This window comes from Pseudomonas sp. Rh2, from assembly GCF_040762985.1.
Taxonomy (GTDB): domain Bacteria; phylum Pseudomonadota; class Gammaproteobacteria; order Pseudomonadales; family Pseudomonadaceae; genus Aquipseudomonas; species Aquipseudomonas taiwanensis.
On record NZ_CP142890.1, the window covers coordinates 3,747,599 to 3,770,322 of the forward strand.

General features: G+C 64.4%; 25 protein-coding genes and 1 riboswitch. Of the genes, 15 read left to right on the plus strand and 10 right to left on the minus strand.

Annotated elements, in window-relative coordinates; all coding sequences use genetic code 11:
- Window positions 1–139 precede the first annotated feature (139 nt).
- The 8 genes from VXM67_RS17125 to VXM67_RS17160 are packed head-to-tail and all read left to right on the plus strand — an operon-like array spanning window position 140 to window position 6,208.
- Window positions 140–1,339, plus strand: coding sequence for a PepSY domain-containing protein (locus VXM67_RS17125; RefSeq protein WP_023381159.1), 1,200 nt, complete (start codon window positions 140–142; stop codon window positions 1,337–1,339).
- A complete protein-coding gene (locus VXM67_RS17130; protein ID WP_027908137.1) occupies window positions 1,336–1,875 on the plus strand; it encodes a hypothetical protein in 540 nt (179 codons plus the stop codon). The genes VXM67_RS17125 and VXM67_RS17130 overlap by 4 nt, the downstream gene beginning before the upstream one ends.
- Entirely contained in the window at window positions 1,872–2,192 is a 321-nt protein-coding gene (locus VXM67_RS17135) for a hypothetical protein (protein WP_104881514.1), read from the plus strand. Before VXM67_RS17130 ends, VXM67_RS17135 begins: the two co-directional genes overlap by 4 nt.
- Window positions 2,193–2,203: 11 nt before the next feature.
- Window positions 2,204–2,773 (plus strand): DUF6162 family protein, encoded by a 570-nt coding sequence (locus tag VXM67_RS17140; RefSeq protein WP_023381162.1) that lies wholly within the window; start codon window positions 2,204–2,206, stop codon window positions 2,771–2,773.
- Between the two features lie 18 nt (window positions 2,774–2,791).
- Entirely contained in the window at window positions 2,792–3,694 is a 903-nt protein-coding gene (locus tag VXM67_RS17145; protein ID WP_027908139.1) for a metal ABC transporter substrate-binding protein, read from the plus strand.
- Window positions 3,691–4,437 (plus strand): metal ABC transporter ATP-binding protein, encoded by a 747-nt coding sequence (locus VXM67_RS17150; protein WP_023381164.1) that lies wholly within the window; start codon window positions 3,691–3,693, stop codon window positions 4,435–4,437. Before VXM67_RS17145 ends, VXM67_RS17150 begins: the two co-directional genes overlap by 4 nt.
- Window positions 4,437–5,336, plus strand: coding sequence for a metal ABC transporter permease (locus VXM67_RS17155; protein ID WP_023381165.1), 900 nt, complete (start codon window positions 4,437–4,439; stop codon window positions 5,334–5,336). The genes VXM67_RS17150 and VXM67_RS17155 overlap by 1 nt, the downstream gene beginning before the upstream one ends.
- A 2-nt stretch (window positions 5,337–5,338) precedes the next feature.
- Window positions 5,339–6,208, plus strand: coding sequence for a zinc ABC transporter substrate-binding protein (locus tag VXM67_RS17160; protein WP_027908140.1), 870 nt, complete (start codon window positions 5,339–5,341; stop codon window positions 6,206–6,208).
- 81 nt (window positions 6,209–6,289) lie between these two features.
- Here the strand turns inward: VXM67_RS17160 and VXM67_RS17165 are convergent, their stop codons facing one another.
- The 5 genes from VXM67_RS17165 to VXM67_RS17185 form a co-directional block, all read right to left on the minus strand.
- Entirely contained in the window at window positions 6,290–7,357 is a 1,068-nt protein-coding gene (locus VXM67_RS17165; RefSeq protein ID WP_041925514.1) for a DUF1615 domain-containing protein, read from the minus strand.
- Between the two features lie 11 nt (window positions 7,358–7,368).
- On the minus strand, window positions 7,369–7,920 hold the full coding sequence (locus VXM67_RS17170) for a hydrolase (RefSeq protein ID WP_023381168.1): 552 nt from the start codon (window positions 7,918–7,920) through the stop codon (window positions 7,369–7,371).
- Window positions 7,921–7,977: 57 nt separating this feature from the next.
- A complete protein-coding gene (locus VXM67_RS17175; RefSeq protein WP_027908142.1) occupies window positions 7,978–8,697 on the minus strand; it encodes an alpha/beta fold hydrolase in 720 nt (239 codons plus the stop codon).
- Window positions 8,694–8,915, minus strand: coding sequence for an MbtH family protein (locus VXM67_RS17180; RefSeq protein ID WP_003256222.1), 222 nt, complete (start codon window positions 8,913–8,915; stop codon window positions 8,694–8,696). Before VXM67_RS17180 ends, VXM67_RS17175 begins: the two co-directional genes overlap by 4 nt.
- A gap of 172 nt (window positions 8,916–9,087) precedes the next feature.
- Window positions 9,088–9,489 (minus strand): hypothetical protein, encoded by a 402-nt coding sequence (locus VXM67_RS17185; protein ID WP_027908143.1) that lies wholly within the window; start codon window positions 9,487–9,489, stop codon window positions 9,088–9,090.
- A 260-nt stretch (window positions 9,490–9,749) separates the two neighbouring features.
- On the opposite strand from VXM67_RS17185, the gene purU reads away from it, so the two are divergent.
- Genes purU through VXM67_RS17215 form a run of 6 tightly spaced genes read left to right on the plus strand, consistent with a single transcriptional unit; the run spans window position 9,750 to window position 16,573 of the window.
- The gene (purU, locus tag VXM67_RS17190) at window positions 9,750–10,616 is read left to right on the plus strand and encodes a formyltetrahydrofolate deformylase (protein WP_027908144.1); all 867 of its coding nucleotides are present in this window, start codon (window positions 9,750–9,752) and stop codon (window positions 10,614–10,616) included.
- The gene (gene folD, locus VXM67_RS17195; RefSeq protein ID WP_023381172.1) at window positions 10,613–11,524 is read left to right on the plus strand and encodes a bifunctional methylenetetrahydrofolate dehydrogenase/methenyltetrahydrofolate cyclohydrolase FolD; all 912 of its coding nucleotides are present in this window, start codon (window positions 10,613–10,615) and stop codon (window positions 11,522–11,524) included. The genes purU and folD overlap by 4 nt, the downstream gene beginning before the upstream one ends.
- Window positions 11,506–12,747 (plus strand): FAD-dependent oxidoreductase, encoded by a 1,242-nt coding sequence (locus VXM67_RS17200; protein WP_023381173.1) that lies wholly within the window; start codon window positions 11,506–11,508, stop codon window positions 12,745–12,747. Before folD ends, VXM67_RS17200 begins: the two co-directional genes overlap by 19 nt.
- An 11-nt stretch (window positions 12,748–12,758) precedes the next feature.
- Entirely contained in the window at window positions 12,759–13,064 is a 306-nt protein-coding gene (locus VXM67_RS17205; protein ID WP_023381174.1) for a sarcosine oxidase subunit delta, read from the plus strand.
- Entirely contained in the window at window positions 13,061–15,964 is a 2,904-nt protein-coding gene (locus tag VXM67_RS17210) for a 2Fe-2S iron-sulfur cluster-binding protein (RefSeq protein ID WP_027908145.1), read from the plus strand. Before VXM67_RS17205 ends, VXM67_RS17210 begins: the two co-directional genes overlap by 4 nt.
- A 3-nt stretch (window positions 15,965–15,967) precedes the next feature.
- Window positions 15,968–16,573: a sarcosine oxidase gene (locus tag VXM67_RS17215; protein ID WP_367237238.1), complete on the plus strand. Its 606-nt coding sequence runs from the start codon at window positions 15,968–15,970 to the stop codon at window positions 16,571–16,573.
- A gap of 156 nt (window positions 16,574–16,729) precedes the next feature.
- Here VXM67_RS17215 and tenA read toward each other — a convergent pair whose 3' ends face one another.
- From tenA to VXM67_RS17230, 3 genes are all read right to left on the minus strand, one after another.
- Entirely contained in the window at window positions 16,730–17,407 is a 678-nt protein-coding gene (gene tenA, locus VXM67_RS17220) for a thiaminase II (RefSeq protein WP_023381177.1), read from the minus strand.
- Window positions 17,404–18,051, minus strand: a complete 648-nt coding sequence (locus tag VXM67_RS17225; RefSeq protein ID WP_023381178.1) for a TenA family protein — start codon at window positions 18,049–18,051, stop codon at window positions 17,404–17,406. Before VXM67_RS17225 ends, tenA begins: the two co-directional genes overlap by 4 nt.
- 78 nt (window positions 18,052–18,129) lie before the next feature.
- Window positions 18,130–18,235, minus strand: a riboswitch (TPP riboswitch).
- A gap of 27 nt (window positions 18,236–18,262) precedes the next feature.
- The gene (locus tag VXM67_RS17230; protein ID WP_023381179.1) at window positions 18,263–19,189 is read right to left on the minus strand and encodes a LysR family transcriptional regulator; all 927 of its coding nucleotides are present in this window, start codon (window positions 19,187–19,189) and stop codon (window positions 18,263–18,265) included.
- A gap of 231 nt (window positions 19,190–19,420) precedes the next feature.
- On the opposite strand from VXM67_RS17230, the gene VXM67_RS17235 reads away from it, so the two are divergent.
- Window positions 19,421–20,410, plus strand: a complete 990-nt coding sequence (locus VXM67_RS17235; protein ID WP_104883495.1) for a zinc-binding dehydrogenase — start codon at window positions 19,421–19,423, stop codon at window positions 20,408–20,410.
- A gap of 84 nt (window positions 20,411–20,494) precedes the next feature.
- Here the strand turns inward: VXM67_RS17235 and VXM67_RS17240 are convergent, their stop codons facing one another.
- Entirely contained in the window at window positions 20,495–21,229 is a 735-nt protein-coding gene (locus tag VXM67_RS17240; RefSeq protein ID WP_027908147.1) for a hypothetical protein, read from the minus strand.
- Window positions 21,230–21,478: 249 nt separating this feature from the next.
- Complete coding sequence (codA, locus tag VXM67_RS17245) at window positions 21,479–22,720, minus strand: cytosine deaminase (RefSeq protein ID WP_367237239.1); 1,242 nt, start codon at window positions 22,718–22,720, stop codon at window positions 21,479–21,481.
- Window positions 22,721–22,724 lie beyond the last annotated feature (4 nt).

Below are 22,724 nucleotides of genomic sequence, written 5' to 3' on the forward strand. Positions count from 1 at the left end.
CTCCGCGCGCATGCCGGCTCGTGTTTTCTGAAACATTTGCTTGCATTTAAATCTTCAGGATTTCGATTCTCATTCGTCCTTATTAATGCAGCCCTTTGGTTGGGCCTGTGCTCGACCCTCCTTTTCAGAAGACCGACCGATGGCCAAATCTCCCAAAAAATCCAAGTCCAGGCTGTGGTTCCTGGTACATAGCTGGCTCGCCCTGCCGATCTGGTTCTTCGTGCTGATCGTCTGCTTTACCGGCATGCTCGCCGTGGTCAGCCAGGAAATCGTCTGGCTGGCCAACCCGGACGTGCGCGCCAGCAAGCCCGATGACGTGACTGAACGCTTGAGCTACCAGCAAGTACTCGACGCCTTGCACAAAGCCGAGCCGGACATGGTGGTGCGCACGTTGCGCCAGCCGGACGGTGCGCACTTCGCACTCAATGCCTCGGTGGTCTTCCCGGACGGCACTAGCCCGACGCTTTACGTGAACCCCTATACCGGCGTGATCCAGGGCAAGAGCCCTGACTTCAATTTCGAGGCGTTCACCCGCGCCTTGCATGGCTGGTGGCTGGTGCCCTTCACCAATGGTTACAGCTGGGGCTGGTACCTGGTGTCGCTGCTGGGCCTGCCGATGCTGGCCTCGTTGGTGACTGGCCTTGTGGTCTACAAGAAGTTCTGGAAAGGCTTCTTCAAACCCATCCGCACCGGTCACGGCTCACGTATTTTCTGGGGTGATCTGCACCGCCTGGCCGGCGTGTGGTCGATCTGGTTCATCGCAGTCATCTCCATCACCGGCACCTGGTTCCTGATCCAGGCCATACTTGCCGACAACCACGTCACCGTATCCACCGAACCGGTGGTGCCGGTCATTTCGCGCGAGGATGTGCCACCCACTCGCGATGGCAGCCCGGCACCGCGCATCGACCTGGACGAAGCGGCGCGCATCGCCGGCCAGGCGATCCCGGGGCTGGATATCGATTTCATTTCACTGCCTGCCACCCACTACAGCCATATCAACCTGGGCGGGCGTGGCTGGTATCCATTGATGTACCAGACCGCGGCCATCAACCCGTACACCCGAAACGTCGACAGCCAGTTCCTGCTGGCCGATCGTTCGGCCCTGGAGTTCGTCACCGAATCCATGCGCCCCTTGCACACCGGCGACTTCGGCGGCCTGCCGATCAAGCTGATCTGGTTCTTCTTCGGCCTGGTTCTCACCCTGATGGTATTCAGCGGCCTGCTGATCTGGACCAAACGCACCGCCCAGGCCACCGCAGCCGCCCTCAAACGCAGCGAGCGCACGCCCCGCCTACACGCTGGCCACAACGACACCACTGCCGAGGTCCATCCATGAGCCAGGTCCATAGGGTGCCCGTCAGCCCGCTGAAGCAGTGGTGGCTGAAGTGGCGCTTTCACCTGAACATCCTTTTGATCCTCGTACCGCTGGGCTTCATGCCCAAGTACTTCGCCGACGCCAAGCTGTTGCGTGGCGATGCCGGCCTCGGCGTCAACCCGATCAGCGCCATCCAGGTCGGCCCCTACACCGTCGACCTGGCCGAGTTGCGCAACGAGGCGCCGCGCGCCGACGGCCCCGCAGGCCACTTCAAGGCGTTCAATGCGGCCTTGTGCAAGGCGTGCATTGGGGACGTCAAGGCCATCTACCTGCGCATTGGCAAACCACGCAACCTGCGCGCCGCCGGCAGCATCTTCTTCGGCGCACCCTACCGCATGAGTACCAATCTGCCAGTCCCTGCCCGCACCCGCCCCGACGCACGGATCTGGATCACCCTCGAAGGCTGGGACGGCAGCATGCACCAAGGCTCCGTCGCGCTGGCCGACGCATCCCCCGCCACCGTGGCCTGGCTGAAGAAACAAGGAGGCAAACCATGAAACATACGATCCGCAGGCTCGTCCTGCCACTGATGGCCCTTGCCGCCGGGCCAGCCTTGGCGCACAACCCGATGTGCGAATGCGAAGAGGTCGCCGGCGGCCAGATCAAATGCACTGGAGGGTTCTCCGACGGCAGCGGCGCGCCTGGCGTGACGCTGGACGTGATCGGCTACGACGAACAGGTGCTGGTCGGCGGCAAGCTCGCGCAGGACTCGACCTTGACCTTCCAACGCCCCGATGTCGAGTTCTACGTGTTGTTCGACGCCGGTCCCGGCCACGTGGTGGAAATCGACCACGCCGACATCGCCCAGCCATGAGCAAGCCCTGCATGAGTCACGCCCAGGTAGTACGCCCGGCCGGTGCCGGGTACGAAACGCTCTACGTTCTGCTCGCCAGCCTGCTGATCGTGCTGCTGGCCTCCACGGTGGTGCTGATGCGCGGTGAGCGCGAGGACGAACAGGCCATCGCCCGCCATCAGATAGATGCCCGGCGTGACCTCACTGCCGCCGAACAGGGCATCTACACCGACCTGCGGGTGGCCTTCGACGAGATCCAACTGCTGCGCGAAGAAAACGCCGTTGCCCCGAGCGTCGACGACCTGGTCGAAGAGGGCCTACCGCCCTTCGTCGTCGATGCCGGCAGCCAAAGCCGTGGCCGCCATCACTGGCAATGGCTGCAAAGCGGCGCCTACCTGGGGCGCAGCCAAGCCCCGGAAATCGCCGGCAGCTTCCTGTTGATCCTGCCTGGCGACGCCGCCGGGCCGTCCGATGTCTGGCTACGCCGCGACAGCACTGCCCTGCTCCCGGACGACCTGGGCCAGGCGGCCTTGATCGCTGCCGGCTGGCAGCAGGTGGTTAGCCACTACGACGCCGGGGTCACCCGCGAACACCGTCACTGAACCCAAGGAATCTCCCCCATGCTCCGCTCCGTCCTTGCGCTGCTCCTGGCCTGCGCCCTGCCAGCCCTGGCCCTGGCCGACAACGCCAAGCCGCTGCGCATTGGCATCACCCTGCACCCCTACTACAGCTACGTCAGCAACATCGTGGGCGACAAAGCCGAGGTGGTACCGCTGATTCCGGCGGGCTTCAACCCGCACGCCTACGAGCCACGAGCCGAGGACATCAAGCGCATCGGCACGCTGGACGTGGTGGTGCTCAACGGCGTGGGCCACGACGACTTCGCCGACCGCATGATCGCCGCCAGTGAAAAACCGGGCATCGCCACCATCGAAGCCAACCAGAACGTTCCGCTGCTGGCTGCCACCGGCATCGCTGCTCGCGGCGCGGGCAAGGTGGTCAATCCGCACACATTCCTGTCCATCAGCACCACCATCGCCCAGGTCAACAACATTGCCCGCGAACTGGGCAAGCTCGACCCAGACAATGCCAAGTTCTATACCCAGAACGCCCGCGCCTACGCCAAGCGTTTGCGCGCCCTGCGTGCCGAGGCTCTGGCGCAGGTCACCGAGGCGCCCTCGGCGACCTTGCGCGTCGCCACCATCCACGCGGCCTACGACTACCTGGTGCGCGACTTCGGCCTGGAAGTGACCGCCGTGGTCGAGCCGGCCCACGGCATCGAGCCGAGCCCCGCACAACTGAAGAAGACCATCGACCAGCTCAAGGCCCTGGACGTGAAGGTGATTTTCTCGGAGATGGATTTCCCTTCTGCCTACGTCGAAACCATCCAGCGTGAATCGGGCGTTCGACTGTACCCGCTGACGCACATCTCCTACGGCGAGTACACCAAGGACAAATACGAGGTGGAAATGAAGCGCAACCTCGACACAGTGGTGCGGGCCATCCAGGAGAACCGCGCATGACCGCCGCCGCCACGCGCATGCCCGCCCGCGGGCCGCGCATCGAGTTCGTCGGCATCGACCTGACCCTGGGCCGTACGCGCATCCTCGAACAGGTCGCCTTCAGCGTCGCCGCTGGCAGCGTGCATGCCATCGTCGGCCCCAATGGCGGCGGCAAGAGCTCGCTGATCAAGACCTTGCTGGGGCAGATGCCGCACCAGGGCCAGTTGACCCTTCACTGGCCGACACAAGCCAACGTGATCGGCTACGTGCCCCAGGCGCTGGAGTTCGACCGAGGCCTGCCAATGACCGTGGACGACTTCATGGCCGCCATGTGCCAAAGGCGCCCCGCGTTCCTGGGCCTTTCGCGGCGTATCCAGCCGGCCATCGACGCAGCGCTGGCACAAGTCGGCATGCTCGACAAACGCAAGCGTCGCATGGGCGCATTGTCCGGTGGCGAGCGCCAGCGGGTGCTGCTGGCCCAGGGCCTGATCCCCGAACCCCAGTTGCTGGTCCTGGACGAGCCGATGTCGGCCCTCGACGAAGCGGGCATCCAGGTGTTCGAAGCGCTGCTACAGGGCTGGCGCCAATCCGGTACCACCGTGCTGTGGATCGAGCACGATCTGCAGGCCGTGCTGCGCCTGGCCGACCGGGTCACCGGCCTGAGCCGCCAGGTGCTGTTCGACGCCGCGCCCGCCCAGGCCCTGACCCCCGAGCGTCTTCTCAACCTGTTCTCCGTTCACCCGCGCAGCGAGAGCCTCGCCTGATGAGTTATGAAGCCTTCCGTCAACTGGTCCAGGACTGGGCCAGCGCCGGCTACCTGCCCGAGGCCCTGGCCTATGGGTTCGTGATCAATGCGTTACTGGCCGGTCTGATGATAGGCCCGGTGCTCGGCGGCCTGGGCACGCTGGTCGTGGTCAAGCGCTTCGCGTTCTTCTCCGAGGCTGTGGGCCACGCCGCGCTCACGGGCGTAGCCATTGGCATCCTGCTCGGCGAACCCTATACCGGCCCCTATGGCAGTCTGTTCGGCTACTGCCTGCTGTTCGGCATCCTGCTGAACTACCTGCGCAACCGCACCGGACTGTCGCCGGACACACTGATCGGGGTGTTCCTCTCGGTGTCCCTGGCCCTAGGCGCGAGCCTGCTGCTGATGCTGGCCGGCAAGATCAACGTGCACATCCTCGAGAACGTGCTGTTCGGCTCGGTGCTGACGGTCAGCGCCCACGACCTGCTGGTGCTGGGCATCGTCGCGGTGCTGGTGCTGAGCCTGGCCCTACCGCTTTACAACCGCATCATGCTGGCCAGCTTCAATCCGCAACTGGCCGCGGTGCGCGGGGTGGCGGTGAAGACCCTGGACTACCTGTTCGTGGTCCTGGTGACCTTGGTCACCGTGGCCTCGGTGAAAGTGATCGGGGCGATTCTGGTCGGTGCCCTGCTGGTGATTCCGGCCGCCGCCGCACGCCTGGTCAGCCAGTCGCTGAAAGGCTTTTTCTTCCTCTCGGTGCTGATCGCCACACTGAGCACCCTGCTCGGCATCCTGTTGCCGATCGTACTCGACCTGCCGGTGCCGTCGGGTGCCGCGATCATTCTGGTCGCCGGCCTGTGCTTCGCCCTCGCCGCGCTGGCCCGCGCCCTCGTCCCACGCCTGCAAGGAAACCCGGCATGAATCTGAATATCAAGCAGCTGACCCTGGCCATCGCTCTGGTGGGCCTGCCTTCGCTGAGCTTTGCCACCCAGGTGCTCACCACCTTGCCCGTGACCCACAGCCTGGCCGCTGCTCTGCTTGACGGCACCTCGGTGCAGCTCAAGCGCGCGGCTCCAGCCAACCTGCCGGCAAGCCGCCAGCCGTCGTACTTCAGTGGTCGTGGCGGTGCCGGCCTGCAGAAGGCCGCGCAACAGGCCGATGCGGTGATTGGCGTGCGCTCGATCTGGCGGGACGACCCGCTCTACCCAATGGCGCGGCGCAGCAATATCCGCATCGTCGAGATCGATGCCGCACGGCCAGTGGATGGCGCATTGCCGGGCATTGCCGTGACCGGCGATGAGGCCTATGCCGCTTATCCCTGGCTCAGCCCGACGAATCTTGGGCGCATGGCCGATGTGGTGGCCAATGACCTTGAGCGGCTCTCACCGGCTGACAAGGCGAAGATCCAAGGCAACCTCACCGCTCTCAAGCGCCAGTTGCTGGAGCTGACCGCCAGCAGCCAGACACGCCTGGCCGAAGTCGACAACTTGACCGTGGTCAGCTTGTCGGATCGCCTGGGTTATCTGGCCAGCGGGCTGAACCTGGACGTGGCGCAGCAGGCACTGCCGCCCGAGGACAAGTGGGATGAGGCCACGCTCAAGGCGCTGGGTGAGAACCTCAAGACCCAGGATGTGGCTTTGGTGCTGCACCACCGCCAGCCGGAGGCTGCGGTAGCCGAGGTGATCAAGGCATCCGGGGCCAGGTTGCTGGTGGTCGACAGCGACCCGGAGGATGCCCTGGCGGGGTTGAAGGCCAGTGTCGAGCAAGTGGTGGATGCCTTGGGTCAGGGTTGAGGTTCGCTTCACCGGCCTGTTCGCCGGTACACCCGCCCCCGGGGTCGGCGCCACGGCCAGACTTTGAGGAGCGGGTTTGCCCTACCGCTTCATGCAGCGCTGGTAACGCTCATCCACACGACCTGCGAACCACGCCGTGGTCAACTTGCGGGTAATCTTCGGGCTCTTGAGCTCGATTCCCGGCAATACTGCACGCGGCACCGGCTTGCCGGCCGCCGCATCGGCCAGGGCGAACACGCCGCGGTACAACCGGGTGTCCTCGAAGGCCAGGCTGTCACCCTGCTCCAGTTGGCTGCGAATCTGCGGGTTGCGCAAGCCAAGCTTCGCCCCCAGTTTGCGCGCCGCCTGCTCGGTGGTTCCGGGCATGATCGCCCCTGGCGCCACCAGGTCGCCATCCAGCGCCAACTTCACCCCGGTTGCCCGGCTCAACGCTGCCTGGAAAGCGGCATTGCGGCTGGCGTACCAACCCGCATTGAAATCGGCGAAGCGGTACAACGGCCGCTCGTAGTTCGCTGGGTAGCCCAGCAGGTGGGTGATGCCGAAGTACAAACCGCCACGGCGGGTGAATACCTCCTGCCGGATCGTGCCTTCATAGCGGTAGGGGTAACCCTTGGCGTGCTGCTCGGCAAAGTCGATGCTCACTTGCATCGGCCCACCGGTATGCACCGGGTTCAGCCCGCCCAGCAGAGTCTTGCCCAAGGGCAGGCCGGCAATGAAATCATCGTACAGCGTGCTCAACTGTTTCTCGCTGCGTACCGCCAGCAGCCTCTGCTGATAGGTCTTGCCACTGCCGGAACTGGTATTCAGGGCACCGTCGACCAGCAGCTTGGGGATATGCAGACGCGCCGCGCGCCGGTCGATTTCTGCTCGGGCGATGCGCCCGAGGTTCGGCACCTGTGGGTCGGCATTGAAGGTCGACTCCTGCTCGGTGACGGCCAATACCGCGCACAGGTTGCTTTTGCTTGGGGCAATGCCCTGGGCTTCGAAGGCCACTTGGATATCCTGGGCCCACCCTTGCCGGTCCTTGGCTTGCGCCGGCAGCAGTCGCATCAACTGTGCTCGCACTTTGGTGGGGTCGGTTTCCACTGCTTCTTCGCGGCGCCCGGCGCAACCTTGCAGCAGGGCCAGCGCCACCAGCCCTGCCGCCATCAGCCGCGCGTTCAGGGCTGCTCACCGACCAGGTAGGTCTTGCTGATATGGCGAAACAAGGGATGGCTGGCGCTGCCCATCAGTTCGAACAGCACCATCTCACGGGTCACCACCTGCGCCCCGGCATCACGCATGCGCGCCAGGCCCGCGGCCTTGCTGGCCGGGGTACGGCTGTCGCAGGCATCCTCGACCACGAACACGTGCTTGCCCAGCGACAACAGGCCCAGCACGGTCTGTAGCACGCAGACATGGGTTTCCATACCACAGACGATCACTTGCTCGCGGCGCAGCAGGCTTTCCGGCAGGCACTCGGCAGCCACACAGGAAAAATGCGTTTTCTCCACCACCTGGGCTGCCGGTGCGGCAGTGGTGAGCGCTGCCAGGGTGTGCCCCAGGCCTTTGGGGTACTGCTCGGACATCACGATTGGCAATTGCAGCTCGGCGCTGGCCGCCACCAGCCAGCGCGCACGCGCTCGGGTGCCCTCGGGGTCGCTCATGGCGCCTATGAGCTTTTCCTGGATATCGACGACCAGCAGCGTGGCCTGGCGAGGGTTGATCAGCATTGTCGGCCTCTTGCCTGGGGAAAACCCTAGCCTCCCCCAGGCAAGCGATGACGTCAATCAGGCAGAACGCCGGTACGGCTCCAGCGACGCGGCCACCACACCGAGCACGCGGTGCTCGTGCTCATGGATGAAGAAGTGGCCGCCGGGGAACATTTGCAGCGAAAATTCCCCCGAGGTTTCACGGCGCCAGGCCATGAGTTGCTCTTGCGTGGCCCGGTCGGCCTCACCGCCGAGGACGTGCAGCGGACATTGCAGCAGCGACCGCTGACGATAGGCATAACGGCCGCACAGCAGGAAATCATGGCGCAGGATGGGCAAGGTCAGGCTCATTAGCTCGGCGTTGGCCAGCACCTCCTGTGGAGTACCGTCGAGCGCACGCAGCTCGTTGATCAGCTCGGCGTCGGTCTTGGGTTCGGACCAGTGCTTGCCATCGTAGTCTTCGCGACGGGTCGGTGCCGCGGTACCGCAGGCGAACAACGCGCGTGGCGCCGGGCAGCCCAGCGCTTGCAGTTCATGGGCCAGCTCGAACGCCAGCAGCGCGCCCAGGCTGTGCCCCAGCAATGCATAGGGCGCGCTGGCGGCCGTGCGCTGCTCGGCCGCCAGTTGCCGGGCCAGCGCCTGCATGTCGGTCTGCAGTGGTTCACTCAGGCGCGCGCCACGGCCCGGCAGCTCCACCGGGCGCAGCTCAAGCCAAGCCGGCAACGTGCGCCGCCAGCGGCTGTAGACCATGGCACTGGCGCCGGAGTAAGGCAGGCACAGCAGCTTCATCCCGCTCACTGCGCCGCGGCTTCAGCCATCTTCTGACGTAGGCTCAGAGGGCGCATGTCGGTCCAGACCTCGTCGATGTAGGCCAGGCAGTCCTTCTTCAGGCCGCTCTTGCCCACGGCGCGCCAGCCGTTGGGGATGGCCTTGTAGTCGGGCCAGATGGAGTATTGCTCTTCGTGGTTGACCACTACCTGGAACTGAATATCGTCGCGGTCGAAAACGGAAGTCATTGCCTGTCTCCTTGAGTGATGAATGCCGATACGCACTTGGCGTGGGGCGGCTCTCAGGTAGACGTTGGAGCCGTTGGGAAAATTAGTCTGGGTGAGGCTGGAGCAGGCTGGCGGGAGTCCGCTGTTGGGCGGCACTCGATCTCGACAGCGCCGTGCGGCTCAAGACGACCCCTCAAGCGTCCCGCAACAGATCATGCGCATCCAGCAACCGGAACGCGACCTGCGGGTTACGCTCCAACCCCCGCCGAATCGCAGCCGGAATCGACTGTCGGGTCTTGCGGCACAACCCCACCTGCTCGTCCAGTTCGATGACGATACCGCGCATGGTGCGCACTTCGTTGAACCCAGGGGCGATGTGCACGCGAATGCCGAGGTTTTCGTACATGCGCTGCTGCAGGCGTTGCAGATCCTCCAGGTCCTTGAGGTTTTCCAGGCGCTCGAGCAGGCGTTTTTCTTCCTGGCGAGTGAGCAGCAGGATTCGCTGGGCGGCCTGGGGGTGATCGGCCAGTTGTTCGCGGCCACACACACAGGCGCCGGGGGGGCACGGTTGGCGTAATGGAGGGGTGTTGGTCATGGGGCAAGCATAGCCAGTTTTTGGTGTCGGCTGCACTGGCGATGTCGCCGGCCAGCCGGCGCCTGCCAGGGGCCACCTCGATCACCAGAGTTTCCCCTCAGGATAAAAAATTTCACAAACCTCTGGACCACCACCCACCTCTTCGCCTATAAATCGCCAAAAGGAAATTTATATTCCTGATAAGAAACACCGCTTCGCCAGCCGCGAGGCCATTTCGCCCTTGTGCCCGACCTGCCCCACCCCACCACGAGGACCTCGACATGCACCCCGCTCCCGACCATTTCATCCTGCGCGTCAGCTGTCCGGCCGTGTCCGGCATCGTCGCGGCGGTGACCACCTACCTGGCCGAGCACGGTTGCTACATCAGCGAGATGGCGCAGTTCGACGACGAAGACAATGGCCGCTTCTTCATGCGCGCCGTGTTCCGTTACAACACCGGTATCACTGGTGACACGCCGCAGCTGGAAGCGGGCTTCGCCGACGTGGCCCAGCGCTTCGCCATGGACTGGAGCCTGCACAGCAGCGCCCGCCCGATGCGCGTGCTGCTGATGGTGAGCAAGTTCGACCATTGCCTGAGCGACCTGCTCTACCGCCACGCCAAAGGTGAACTGGAGATGCAGATCACCGCCGTGGTTTCCAACCACCTGGACCTGCGGCCCATGGCCGAGCGCCAGGGCATCCGCTTCGTCTACCTGCCGGTAACCAAGGAAACCAAGGCCGAGCAGGAAGCGGCGCTGATGCGCATCGTCGAGGACACCGATACTGAGCTGGTGGTGCTGGCGCGCTACATGCAAATCCTCTCCGACGACCTGTGCCGTCAACTCTCGGGCCGGGCCATCAACATCCACCACTCGTTCCTGCCGGGTTTCAAGGGCGCCAAGCCCTATCACCAGGCCTACCAACGCGGGGTCAAGCTGATCGGCGCCACTGCCCATTACGTCACCAGCGACCTGGACGAAGGCCCGATCATCGAGCAGGAAGTGCAACGTGTGGACCACGCCTACGCGCCTGACGATCTGGTCGCCATCGGCCGCGATACCGAAACCATCGCCCTGTCCCGCGCGGTGAAGTACCACCTCGAACACCGCGTGTTCCTCAACCACGACCGCACGGTGATCTTCAAATGAATGCCATCCCCAGCGTCAAGCTGATCGACGGCAAGGCCACGGCGGCGCGGGTGCTGGCCGAGGTGCGCGAGCAGGTCGACACCCTGCGCCAGGGCGGCGTGCAACCGGGCCTGGCAGTGGTGCTGGTGGGCATGGACGCGGCTAGCCAGGTGTATGTGCGCAACAAGGTGCTGCGCGCCGAGGAGGTGGGTATTCGCTCGCTGGAGCACCGTCTGCCAGGCGACACCACCGAGCACGAGCTACTGACCCTGATCGACCGGCTCAATCGCGATACGGCGATAAATGGCATTCTCGTGCAGTTGCCCTTGCCCGCGCATATCGATGAACACCGCGTCTTGCAGGCCATCAGTCCGCTTAAGGACGTGGACGGTTTTCACAGTGAAAACGTCGGCGGCCTGGCCCAGGGTCGCGATGTACTCACCCCTTGCACGCCCAGTGGCTGCATGCGCCTACTGCGTGATGCCTGTGGCCCATTGCGGGGCAAGCACGCGGTGGTGGTCGGCCGCTCCAACATTGTCGGCAAGCCCATGGCCGCCCTGTTGTTGCAGGCCGACTGCACGGTGACAGTGGTGCATTCGCGCAGCCGTGACTTACCGGCACTGTGCCGCGAAGCGGACATCCTGGTCGCCGCGGTCGGCAAGCCTCGGCTGATCGGCGCCGACTGGCTCAAGCCGGGGGCAGTGGTCATCGATGTGGGTATCAACCGCATCGAAGAGAACGGCCGCAGCCGCTTGGTGGGCGATGTCGACTTCGACGCGGCCCTGCCCCAGGCCGCCGCCATCACCCCGGTTCCCGGAGGCGTCGGGCCCATGACCATCGCCTACCTGATGAAAAATACCCTGCTCGCCCTCGACCTGCAGCAACAGGCCGCCCAACAGGAGCGCACCCCATGCCCTTCGCCCTGCTGAAATACGGCCTGAGCGCCGACTACCCGGTGGAGGTCGACCTGCCGCCACCTTGCGAACTCAAGCCACGTTACGACGTGGTGATCATCGGCGGCGGCGGTCACGGCCTGGCCATTGCCTACTACCTGGCCAGATACCATGGCGTGACCAATGTCGCAGTGCTGGAAAAAGCCTATCTGGGCGGTGGCAATACCGCGCGCAACACCGCGGTGATCCGCTCCAATTACCTCACCAGCGAAGGCGTGCGCTTCTACGCCGAATCGGTGCGGATGTTCCAGCACCTGTCGAACGAATTCGACTTCAACATCATGTATTCCGAGCGTGGCCAGCTCACCCTGGCGCACACCGATGCCACCGTGCGCGCCTTCCGCCAACGGGCCGAGGTCAACAAGCACTTCGGCGGGCGTACCGAAATGATCGACCGCCAGCAGATCCGCGAACTGGTACCGACCCTGAATCTCGACCCCGGCCACTTGCCGGTGCTGGCCGGGCTCTGGCACATCGACGGCGCCACCGCGCGCCATGACGCGGTGGCCTGGGGTTACGCCAAGCAAGCGGCCAAACGCGGCGTGGAAATCCATCAGTTGACCGAAGTGCAGGACCTGGTGATTCGCAATGGCCGGATCGAAGCGGTCAAGACCAACCGTGGCACCGTCCAGTGCGGCTGCGTGGTGCAGGCGGTGGCTGGCGCCAGCTCGCTGTTGATGGCCAAGGCGGGCATTCGCGCGCCGATCCACACCTACCCGCTGCAGGCGATGGTTACCCAGCCGTTCAAACCGTTCCTCGATCCGCTGGTCAGCTCGTCCGCCCTGCACTGCTATGTGCAACAGACCAGCCGTGGCGAGATCGTCTTCGGTGGCGGCTCCGATCCCTACCCGCTGTACAACACCCGCTCGACCCTGGACCTCAAGGAAAGCCTGCTGGCCCACGCCATCGAAATGTTCCCGTTCATGGCCAACGCCAAGCTGATGCGCCAATGGGCCGGTATGACCGACATGACCCCGGATTACAGTCCGATCATGGGCCTGTCGCCGGTCGAGAACTACTACCTGGATGCTGGCTGGGGCACCTGGGGCTTCAAGTCCACGCCCATCTGCGGCAAGACCATGGCCGAACTGGTCGCCAGCGGCGGCAAGGTGCCCGAACTGATCGCTCCTTTCGCCCTGGAGCGCTTCAGCCGCTTCCAGCAAGTCAACGAAATGGGCGCCACGGCGGCCAGCCACTAGAGGAACGCACGATGAAGATCCTGACCTGCCCCTTGAACGGCCCGCGCAACATCAGCGAATTTACCTACGGCGGCGAGTTCAAGCAGATGCCCGACCCAAGTCGCTGCAGCGACGCGGAGTGGGCCGACTACGTGTTCAACAGCGACAACCTTGCCGGGGTGGTCGTCGAATGGTGGCTGCACAACGCCTCCAGCTACTGGTTCCTGGCCGAACGTCACACCGTGAGCGACCAGGTACTGCGCACCTTCGATCCAAAGGACGTATTCGTCCGCCGCATCGACTTTGCCCCCACCGCCACGCCGGAGACCGCAGGATGAACAGCCTCACTCGCCTCCCCGCGCCCATGGGCCTGCTGATCGACCGCGACCGGCCCCTGCGCTTTACCTTCGACGGCCAGAGCTACCCTGGCTTTGCCGGCGACAGCATCGCCAGCGCCTTGCTCGGCAACGGTCGCTGGCTGCTGTCGCGCTCGTTCAAGTACCACCGCCCACGCGGCCCCTTGAGCCTGGCCGGGCAGGACGCCAATACCCTGGTGCAATTGCCCGACGAACCCAATGTGCTGGCCGACATGCAGGCCGCACAGGATGGCCAGGTGGTCGAAGGCCAGAACTTCAACGGCAGCCTGGACAACGACCGCGATGCCTACCTGGGCACATTCTCGCGCTTCATGCCGGTGGGCTTCTACTACCGTGCGTTCTACAAACCCAAGGGTATGTGGAAGGTCTGGGAGCCTCTGATCCGCAAGAAGGCCGGACTCGGCGTGCTCGACCTGAGCTTCAGGCCGCAGTACTACGACAAAGCGTATCTGTTCGTTGACATCGCCATCATCGGGGGCGGTCCAGCCGGCTTGCGCGCGGCCCTGGATGCCGCCAACGGCGGGGCCAAGGTGCTGTTGATCGAGCAGCAGCCGGTGCTGGGTGGTTCGCTCACCTATGCCCGTTTCGACATCGCCGGCACCCGTGCCACCAGGCTGCGCCAGGAACTGCTGGCGGCGGTCGAAGGCCACCCGAACATCCAGGTATTGCTGGAGGCCACCTGCAACGGTTGGTTCACCGACAACTACCTGCCGGTGATCCAACACAAACGCATGTACAAGGTACGCGCTACTCGCTGCCTGGTGGCGGCCGGCTCGTTCGACCAGCCGGTTGTGTTTCGCAACAATGACCTGCCCGGTGTGATGCTGACCAGCGCGGCCCAGCGACTGATGAAGCTGTATGCGGTCAAGCCGGGCCAGCGTGCGGTGATCCTCACCGGGCATGACGATGGCTACCTGGCCGCGCTCGACCTGCAAGAGCAAGGCGTGGCCGTGGCGGCGGTGGTAGACATGCGCGCCGCTCCCGCCGATGCCACGCTGGCGGCCGAGCTCAAGCGCCGCGACATTGCCCTGCACCTTGGCAGTACCGTCTACGAGGCCCTGCACGAAGCCGGCATGCGCCATGTCAGCGGCGTGGACATTCGCCCCATCACCGGTCAAGGGAAGGTGAGCGAGCATGGCCTGCGCCTGGCGTGCGACCTGCTGTGCATGTCGGCAGGCTACATGCCGGTGTACCCGTTGCTATGCCAAGCCGGCGGCAAGCTGGCCTACGACGTAGGTCGCGACGAATTCGCCATCAGCGGCCTGCCCGCTGGGCTTGATCTCGCAGGCTCGGTGAACGGCCGCCACCAACTGGACAACGTGCTAACCGACGCCTCGCGCGGCGCCGCCGAAGCACTGACCGCACTGGACCTGCCGCCCCCGGTGCTGCCGGCCTTCGTCGCCGAAGCCAAGGTCAACTTCCCCTGGCCGATCTTCCCGCACCCCAAAGGCAAGGATTTCGTCGATTTCGACGAAGACCTGCAAGTGCGTGACATCGTCAACGCCACCCGCAGCGGCTACCGTGATGTACAGCTGGTCAAGCGCTTCTCAACGGTGGGTATGGGCCCGTCCCAAGGCCGCCACTCGGCACTGCCCACCGCTCGCCTGGTGGCCCAGGCTACTGGGCGCAGCATCAGCGAAACCGGTGTGACCACCGCTCGCCCACCATTCCAGGCCGAGAAACTGGCGCACGTCGCGGGCCGTGCGTTCGACCCCTATCGCCAGACACCCATGCACCGCCGTCACCTGGAAGCCGGGGCGAAGATGATGCCTGCTGGCATCTGGCAGCGCCCCGCTTACTACGGCACGCCGGACCAGCGGGAGCGCTGCATGCAAGAAGAAGCCCGCCACGTGCGCGAGCAGGTCGGCCTGATCGACGTTTCCACCCTTGGCGGCCTGGATGTGCGCGGCCCGGATGCCGCCGAACTGCTCGAACGGCTCTACACCTTCGGCTTCGCCAAGCTTCCGGTCGGGCGCACCCGATATGCTCTGATGACCAACGAGCACGGCGTGGTGATCGACGATGGCGTCTGCGCACGCCTGGCCGACCAGCACTTCTACGTCACCGCCACCACCAGCGGCGTGGACCGCATCTACCAACAGATGCTCAAGTGGAACGCGCAATGGCGCCTGGACGTGGACATCACCAACGTCACCGCCGCGCTGGCTGCGGTGAACCTGGCCGGGCCACTGTCGCGACAGGTGCTGGCCAAGGTGTGCAACGATGTCGAACTGTCGGCCGAGGCCTTTGCTTACCTGGGCGTACGCGTGGGCACGGTGGCCGGCATCCCGGCGCGTATCCTGCGGGTCGGCTTCGTCGGCGAGCTGGGCTATGAAGTGCACGTGCCTGCGCGCCATGCTGAACGCCTGTGGGATGCGCTGATGCAGGCCGGTGCGGGGCTTGGCATCCGCCCGTTCGGTGTCGAGACCCAACGCCTGCTGCGCCTTGAGAAGGGCCATGTGATCATCAGCCAGGACACCGACGGCATGACCCACCCGGCCGAGATCGACATGCAGTGGGCGATCGGCCGCAAGAAGCCGTTCTTCGTTGGCAAACGCTCGATCGAGATCCTCGAAGGGCAGCCGCTCAAGCGCAAACTGGTCGGTTTCACCCTACCCAAAGGCAGCCCACAACCGCTGGAGGGGCATCTGGTGCTGGACGGCCAGGACATCAGCGGCAACGTCACCTCCTGCGAGTACTCCCAGACCCTGGGACAGATCATCGGCCTGGCCTACGCCGGGGCGCACCAGGCCACCCCCGGTATGCACATCCCGATCCGCGTGGAGGGCGGCGTGATGGTCAACGCCCTGGTGGTGCAACTGCCCTTCTTCGACCCCGACAACCAGCGCCAGGAGCTCTGATTCATGTCCAGCCTCAATGCCGAAGCTTTGATCGAACGCAGTCCGCAGGCCGGGCTGCTCAATACCTGTGCGCTGACCAACCTGACTGACCTGCCGCGCGTGGGCTTTCGCGGCAGCGACAGCGCAGCCTACCTGCAGGCGCGGGGCTATCGCCTCCCCGAGCGGCCCAACCAGGCGCTGCGCCAGGATGACGGAGGGTGGGTAGCTCGGTTGTCACAAAGCGAATACCTGCTGCTCGGCAGCCTTGCCGACGAAGGCGAGCGGGTCGCCGCCGAGGAGGCCAACTGGGCACAGGACGCCCGACGCAATTACCTGCTGCCGCGTCAAGACAGCCATGCCTGGCTGCAACTGTCAGGGCACCGAGGGAGCGCGGTGATGGCCAAGCTGTGTGGCGTCGACCTGAGACCGGAGACGTTTCCCGTCGGGGCGGTGGCCCAGACATCGGCGGCGCGGATCAATGTGATCGTGATCAATGTTGGGAGCGCGACGTTGCCGGCTATGCACATCCTGTTCGACCGGGCATCGCTGGCTTACTTTAGCGGTGCCATGCTCAATGCCATGGATGAATTCGACGGCGCGATGGTGGCGCTGGGCGCGTTGCTGGATTGACCTCCCGGCAGCCCTCCCTGTGGGAGCGGGTTTACCCGCGAATTCGGCAGTGAAACCACTGCCCTTTTCACGGGTAAACCGCTCCTATCGGAATGGGCCGTGCCAGGTGATTTGGATGCAGCGCCAGATCCTGAGGCACTCCAACTGCGTCCCCGATTACAGTGATGCAGGTCGTGCGCCGTCCAGCCCCATCTGCCAGAAGTCGGCTTCCAGCCTAGAAGCTTGGGCGAAGATCGCCGCCAGCTCCGTGAAGCGTTGTTCAGTCATGCTGCGGGCAGCCAGTTCGTCCAGGTGCCTGCGCGCGCCCTGGGCAACCCCTTGGTAAGCCTCGCCGGCATACTCACCAATCCATTCGCGGTATGGGTGGCTGGCCATGTCGCCGATAGCGCCTGCCAACCGACTACCAATTTCAGCGTAACCGATCACGCAAGGCGCCAGCGCGACGTGCAGGTCGAGCAAATCGCCGGCCGCGCCGCAGTCCAGGACGAAACGGGTGTAGGCCACGGTCGCCTGGAGCTCCGGCGCCGCTTCGATATCAGCCTGACTAAGGCCCCAGCGCGCGCACAAGCGCACATGCAGGTCGGTTTCGTCGAGAATCGCCGCCAGCCCGGCCTGGGCGGCGCGGATGTCGGAAGGGCGACGGCTTTTATAAGCAGCCAGCGCCCAGGCGCGGGCGAACTGGATAAGGAACAGATAGTCCTGTACCAGATAGGTGCGGAAGGCCCCCTCCGACAACGTGCCGTCACCCATCTGGCGCACGAAGCTGTGATCAACGTAGCTGTTCCATTCCGGCAGTGCAGCGGCCTTGAGGCGGTCGAAGATATCCAGGCTCATTGTTGCTCCTCGTACACGGCCTCGAAGAAGGCCAGTTCCAACGCGACGGTGCGCAGGTAGAAATCGGCAGCCCGCTCAGCGTCCTGCGGGCCGACCCGGTCCAATTCGGTTTGCAGGAAGGCAACAAATTCACTGAACGCCGGGTTGTCGTGCAGGGTGATCCACTCGGCATGGACGAAATTCGCTGGAAGCGGCTTGGGTGCCTTGGTCGCCCAGTCCAGGTACAGGCCTTCGGCGACATTGAGCACTGCCAGCGCTGCGGCGTAAGAACGGGTGGCGGCGGCTTCGCGCATGATCGCCTTGAAGCCCGCGGTGGGCACGGTGTCGGCCGGTGCCTGGCGCTGCTCGGCGCTAACGTCCAGGGCCTCGAAAGCGCGCAGGAAATAGGTATTTTCGTCGCTGCTGATCATGCCGGCGAAACGCCCGAAACGCAGGCGGGCTTCGAAGGTGTCCGCCGTGGCGATGGCCGCGCCGAGCAAGGTCAGGAAGCTGTCGAGGAAGCGGTGGTCCTGTACCAGGTAGCGGACCATCACCGCGTCCGGCAGGCTACCGTCGCACAGTTGGGTGACGAAGCGGTGTCCAACGGCGGCGGACCAGGTCGGCTCGCTCTGACGGCGCAGGGTGGCGGTGAAGCGTTCGGTCATGGTGCTGTCCTTTCTAGGCTGACAGCGAGACCGGTGCAGTGATACATGGAACGACCTCGCAGTGAGGCCGGCAAAAAGGCAGGTCGGCAGTCCCATCCCTTCGCCGGCATGATCCGGATCAGGTTCGAAGGGTCACCGCGCCAGCGGTTTCTCAGCCCGTTGCCGGGCTCCCCTTGGTGGCGTCATGTATACAGCAGTGGTTGCGCCCGCATCAACTGAAATAGCGTGTGTCCAGATGTTCGACCAGAAAGTCGATGAACACCCTCACCCGCTGCGGCAACTGCCGGCCCGGCCCAATGAACACGGCGTGCAGCACGTCCTGCTGGTCGTCGCTTTCAAAACCGTCCAGCAATGGCACCAACCGTCCCGCGTCGATATCGCCGCCCACATGGAAATTGGCCAGACGAGCTACCCCCGCCCCGCCCAGGCACAGCTGGCGCATGCTCTCGCCGTCATGCACCAGCAGGTTGCCCTCGGGCTCGACCTCCACCCGCTCACCGTGCTCGTCACGGTAGACCCACGCCTGGGCGTGGCGATGAAAGCCAAAACCGAGCCGGTTGTGGCGGGCCAGCTCTGCTGGCGTGCGCGGCCAGCCATGGCGCGCCAGGTAGCCCGGCGAGGCGACGGTGCGCAAGCGGCTGCGGCCCAGGTGGCGCTGCACCAGGCGCGATGCCTTCAACGGGCCCGAGCGGATGGCGATATCGGCGCGGCGCTCCAACAGATCGACCACCATGTCGGTCAGCTCAAGATTCAGGGTGATCTGTGGGTAGGTCTCAAGAAATCGGGGAATCAACGGCGTCAGGCAATGCAAGCCGAATGGCAGGTTGCTGTTGATATGGATGACGCCGCTTGGGCAGGCCGCATTGGCCACGTCACGTTCGGCGTTGTCGATCTGCTCGAGGATGCGCAGGCTTTCGACGTGAAAACGCTCACCTTCGGCCGTCAGTTCCAGGCGTCGAGTGGTCCTATGTAGCAGGCGTGCACCGAGACGTTGTTCGAGGCGGGCAATCAACTTGCTGACCGCCGAGGGCGTCATGTCCAGGCGACGTGCCGCTTCCGAGAACGTGCTGGCGGCCACCACCTCGGCGAACACCTCCATTTCGCCGGAGCGGTTGATGTCCTTGATTCGGCTTTGCATGACTTCGATTCACAGCTGGCTTGAATTGTACGAGTCTACATCACAGGCCTGTGAGCTCGTATCGTCTGCCTCATCGTTGTCGTGCCGCCTTTTCCTTGGCCTTTCGCCGCGCAAGCTAGGCGAAGCAAGCTTTCTGTGACGTGGATTCACCACAGTTTGGCCTGGCGGCGGCTGTTTCAGCCTGCGCCGATCCGCTAGCCTCCAGGCAGATTTGTGCTCAAGGAGACCTTCATGTCCAACGATTACAACGCCTGGGCCTGGACCCCAGGCGCCGGTCTTGACGGCTTGCAACTGGTTCGCAAGCCCCTGCCTAACCCTGGCCCCGGCCAAGTGTTGGTCGCCAACCGCGCCATTGCCCTTAACCCGGTGGATTGGAAGATCTGCCAATGGGGCCATCCGGACTGGCACCAAGGGACCGTGCCTGGGGTGGATGGTGTCGGTGTGGTGGAGGCGCTGGGCGATGGTGTGGATTTGCCACTGGGTACGCGCGTCGCTTACCACCAGACGCTGTCTCGCGATGGCAGTTTCGCCGAGTACTGCCTGGTGGATGCCAATCTGCTGATGCACCTGCCGACCAACCTTGACGACAGCGCTGCCGCCGCTGTGCCCTGCCCCGCGCTCACTGCCTGGCAGGCCTTGGCCAAGGTGCCCGCTGGCGCCAACTGCGATGTGCTGGTGATCGGAGCTGGTGGAGCGGTGGGCTGGTATGTCGCGCAATTGGCGGTGCAGCGTGGGTTGAGGGTCTGGGCCACTGCCGGCCAGCATCATCACGCGGCGCTCAAGGCCCTGGGCGTGATCGAAGCCTACGACTACCAAGCAAGCGACTGGCAGGCCCGCTTGCAGGCCGCCCTTGGCGAGCGCCCGCTGCATGCGCTGTTCGATACGGTCAGTGGCGCCCATGCCGCCAGCCTTGCCCACCTGCTTGGCTACAACGGCCATCTGGTATGCATTCAGGACCGCCAGGAAAACGCGCCCCTGCCCGCATTCAGCACCGCGATCTCGTTGCACGAAGTGGCACTGAACAGTATTCATGCCCATGGCCGCTTGCTCGACCGCCAAGCGCTGCGGGTGGCGGGAGAACAACTCTTGCAGGCCGTCGCCGAGGGTCGGTTGCTGTCACCACAACGGCGCAGTTTCGACTTCCAGACACTGCCTCAGGCGTTACGCCAGTTGAAGGATGGCCGTCTGGGTGGCAAGTGGGTCGCTCGGCTGGTCCAGTGACCTCAAGGGAGGTGCATTTCACCCTGTGGGCCGATACTGCGCCAGAACCTGGCACTGCAGGATCAGTGAGCCTTGCCCGTCAGCTCAGGATGGTAGGACCGGCGCACGACGCCGCCACAGGCAGATACAGCCAAGCCCCAGCACGCTCAGCCCCAACACCCCCAGCAGTGTGACCAACTCGCGGCTGTACCGGGCCACTTGCGCGGGAAACCCCACATACTCGCGGTAAACCTGCACATCGGCCAGGCCATCGGCATGGCTTATGCTGATACCGCCCTGGCGGATCTGGGCGTAGTCGGCATCGAAATACACCCAGACCTTGCACAGGCCACCCGGCTCGAGGGTGGGAATCTCGACCGTCGACGTCGAAACCTCGACGATGTTGTCGTTGCCCTGGGCATCGCGAACCTGTACCAGGCCCTTGGCCGGCAAGTTGACCTTCACGTTGCGCACCAGCGCATCGCCCGTGTTGCGTAGGTCGATCAGCAAACCGGTGCGGTGATCCACCAGGCCTGCCTCGAAGGGCTTGGCGAACAGTTGCGCATAAGGGGCCTGGGCCAGGTCGACCAGCTTGTCGACTTGCTCGTCGCTGAGCCCACCTTGGCCGATGCTGCGAATGCGCCGATGCAATTGCTCGTACTTGAGCAGCTCGCTGGCCTTGCTGATGCGCTCGCTGAACTGGCTTGGGTAAGTGAGATAGGCGTAGGTCAGCGTGGCCTCCAAACGCGGACGGCTCTTGAGGAACCCATAGGCCACCAGCACGACCAGCAGGCCAATCAGCACAGCGACCAGAAGCTTCCCGACTTTGTCCCAACTCAACGGTGTGTTTCCTTCAGCCAAGGCACGGACCATTCACGCGGTCCAAGGGTGCCAAGTTCGAAGCCCCCAGGCAAGCGTTCAACGTGCCAGCAACACAGGCAGCGCTGCCAACCCGGACCAGGTCAGCACCACCGGCGAAACGCCGCCTCGCGGACGTCCAGCTACACCCGGGTACTCACGGCAAGCCAGCCCCTACAATGACCGGGCCACTGCTGCACCGTAGGGGGGGCCAGCTTGCCGGTAAAGGCGTCAGGCAAACCGCTCGACCTGCGCAGGCGTACGACGCATGAGCACCTTGCCATTGCGCACCGACACCAAGGCATGCCCCTGGCTGCGAACCATTTCGTAGTCATCAGGCGCAGACAGCAGCAACAGGTTAGCCGGCCGCCCGACGTCGATGCCGTAGCGCTCGCCCAGGTTGAGGGTACGGGCGCTGTTGTCGGTGATCAGGTCCAGCCCGCGTTGCAGGTCTTCGTAGCCAAGCATATGGCAGATGTGCAGCCCGGCTTCGAGAATGCGCAGGATGTTGCCGTTGCCCAGCGGATACCACGGGTCGACGATCGAGTCCTGGCCGAAGCACACGTTCATGCCCGCACGGTCGATTTCGGCCACGCGGGTCAGGCCGCGGCGCTTGGGGTAGGTGTCGAAGCGACCTTGCAGGTGGATGCTCTCGGTTGGGCACGACACGAAGTTGATGCCCGACAGCTTGAGCAGGCGGAACAGCTTGGAGCAGTAGGCGTTGTCGTAGGACCCCATGGCCGTGGTATGGCTGGCGGTGACCCGTGCCCCCATGTGCCGCACACGGGCCTCCTCGGCCAGTACCTCGAGAAAGCGCGACTGTGGGTCGTCGGTTTCGTCGCAGTGCACGTCCACCAGGCAGCCGGTACGCTCGGCCAGGTCCATCAGGAATTTCACCGATGACACCCCTTGATCACGGGTGTTTTCAAAATGCGGTATGCCGCCGACCACATCGGCACCGATGGCCACCGCCTCCGTCATCAAGGTCCGGCCATTGGCATACGACTCGATGCCCTCCTGGGGGAAGGCAACGATTTGCAGGTCGATCAGGTGACGCACCTCTTCGCGCACTTCGACCATGGCCTTGAGCGCAGTGAGCTTGGGGTCGGTCACATCCACATGGGTACGCACGTGCTGGATGCCATGGTTCACCAGCATGTCGATGGTCTTTTTCGAGCGGTGCTTGATGTCGTCGTGGGTGGTGATTTCCTTGCGCTCGGCCCAGCGCTCGATACCCTCGAACAAGGTACCGCTCATGTTCCACTTCGGCTCACCGGCGGTAAGGGTGGCATCCAGGTGAATGTGCGGCTCGACGAAGGGGGCTACCACCAGGTTCTGCTTGGCGTCCAGGTCATCGGGGCTGCCGAGCGCCGCCACATCGGCCTGTGGCGCGATGGCTGCGATGCGGTCGCCGTTCAGTTCGATGCGAAACAGGCCCGACTTGCCACGCAGACGTGCATTGATGATGTTCATGACA

Coding starts and splice junctions, on each gene's coding strand:
- VXM67_RS17130 (WP_027908137.1), top strand. CDS start 1,336: ATGAGCCAGGTCCATAGGGTGCCCGTCAGCCCGCTGAAGCAGTGGTGG.
- tenA (WP_023381177.1), bottom strand. CDS start 17,407: ATGAGCCTGGATATCTTCGACCGCCTCAAGGCCGCTGCACTGCCGGAA.
- purU (WP_027908144.1), top strand. CDS start 9,750: ATGCACCCCGCTCCCGACCATTTCATCCTGCGCGTCAGCTGTCCGGCC.
- VXM67_RS17155 (WP_023381165.1), top strand. CDS start 4,437: ATGAGTTATGAAGCCTTCCGTCAACTGGTCCAGGACTGGGCCAGCGCC.
- codA (WP_367237239.1), bottom strand. CDS start 22,720: ATGAACATCATCAATGCACGTCTGCGTGGCAAGTCGGGCCTGTTTCGC.
- VXM67_RS17215 (WP_367237238.1), top strand. CDS start 15,968: ATGTCCAGCCTCAATGCCGAAGCTTTGATCGAACGCAGTCCGCAGGCC.
- VXM67_RS17210 (WP_027908145.1), top strand. CDS start 13,061: ATGAACAGCCTCACTCGCCTCCCCGCGCCCATGGGCCTGCTGATCGAC.
- VXM67_RS17150 (WP_023381164.1), top strand. CDS start 3,691: ATGACCGCCGCCGCCACGCGCATGCCCGCCCGCGGGCCGCGCATCGAG.
- VXM67_RS17170 (WP_023381168.1), bottom strand. CDS start 7,920: ATGCTGATCAACCCTCGCCAGGCCACGCTGCTGGTCGTCGATATCCAG.
- VXM67_RS17225 (WP_023381178.1), bottom strand. CDS start 18,051: ATGACCGAACGCTTCACCGCCACCCTGCGCCGTCAGAGCGAGCCGACC.
- folD (WP_023381172.1), top strand. CDS start 10,613: ATGAATGCCATCCCCAGCGTCAAGCTGATCGACGGCAAGGCCACGGCG.
- VXM67_RS17180 (WP_003256222.1), bottom strand. CDS start 8,915: ATGACTTCCGTTTTCGACCGCGACGATATTCAGTTCCAGGTAGTGGTC.
- VXM67_RS17125 (WP_023381159.1), top strand. CDS start 140: ATGGCCAAATCTCCCAAAAAATCCAAGTCCAGGCTGTGGTTCCTGGTA.
- VXM67_RS17230 (WP_023381179.1), bottom strand. CDS start 19,189: ATGCAAAGCCGAATCAAGGACATCAACCGCTCCGGCGAAATGGAGGTG.
- VXM67_RS17200 (WP_023381173.1), top strand. CDS start 11,506: ATGCCCTTCGCCCTGCTGAAATACGGCCTGAGCGCCGACTACCCGGTG.
- VXM67_RS17235 (WP_104883495.1), top strand. CDS start 19,421: ATGTCCAACGATTACAACGCCTGGGCCTGGACCCCAGGCGCCGGTCTT.
- VXM67_RS17165 (WP_041925514.1), bottom strand. CDS start 7,357: ATGGCGGCAGGGCTGGTGGCGCTGGCCCTGCTGCAAGGTTGCGCCGGG.
- VXM67_RS17135 (WP_104881514.1), top strand. CDS start 1,872: ATGAAACATACGATCCGCAGGCTCGTCCTGCCACTGATGGCCCTTGCC.
- VXM67_RS17145 (WP_027908139.1), top strand. CDS start 2,792: ATGCTCCGCTCCGTCCTTGCGCTGCTCCTGGCCTGCGCCCTGCCAGCC.
- VXM67_RS17185 (WP_027908143.1), bottom strand. CDS start 9,489: ATGACCAACACCCCTCCATTACGCCAACCGTGCCCCCCCGGCGCCTGT.
- VXM67_RS17140 (WP_023381162.1), top strand. CDS start 2,204: ATGAGTCACGCCCAGGTAGTACGCCCGGCCGGTGCCGGGTACGAAACG.
- VXM67_RS17205 (WP_023381174.1), top strand. CDS start 12,759: ATGAAGATCCTGACCTGCCCCTTGAACGGCCCGCGCAACATCAGCGAA.